Genomic DNA, 728 nt, shown 5'->3' on the forward strand with positions numbered 1-728 from the left:
AATCCCGAATACAACCGCCTCACGTTCGCGATTTTTGGAGTTGCCACGCCCTCCGATTTGATTCGAGATCGCAACCGAACGCCATTTAATATCGGGACGGCGATCGCACTGTCGGGGTTCAGTTTGGCAGAAGTCGAACCCCTCGCCCGGGGATTGCCTTTTGAATCCGGCAATAAGCAAAAAATTCTCCAATACATTTTAGACTGGACGAACGGACAGCCGTTTTTGACGCAAAAAATATGCGATATCATTTTTCAATCGAGCGCGGATAAACCGGGCAATAAATTGCACATACCGCCGGGAAAAGAAGAATTTTGGGTCGAAAATATCATCCGCAATTCTATCGTCGAAGACTGGCAGTCGAAGGACGAGCCGGAACATTTGAAAACGATCCGCGATCGCCTCCTCCGCAACCCCCAGCGGGCGGGCAGATTGCTGGGAATTCATCAGGATATTTTGCAGAATCACGGCATCAAATTTGACAACAGCCGCGAGCATACGGAACTCATCTTGTCGGGAATAGCCGTCAAAAAGGGCGACAAATTGGCGGTCAAAAATCGAATTTATGAGGCGGTCTTCAATCTCGAATGGGCGAGGGAACAGTTGTCGGCCATCCGCCCCTATTCTCAAACCTTTGATGCTTGGGTCGCCTCCGGCCAAACGGACGAATCGCGGCTGTTGCGGGGGCGGGCTTTAAAAGATGCACAAATTTGGGCGATCGGAAAAAG

The 728-nt window shown here is 50.5% G+C and carries 1 protein-coding gene; it reads left to right on the top strand.

Translation table 11 applies throughout. The annotated features are described in order from the left end of the window. The coding region (locus tag AC0QHF_RS00775) for an AAA-like domain-containing protein (protein ID WP_324702279.1) at positions 1-728 on the top strand (728 nt) is incomplete at both ends.

The organism is Lyngbya sp. CCY1209, from assembly GCF_055795065.1.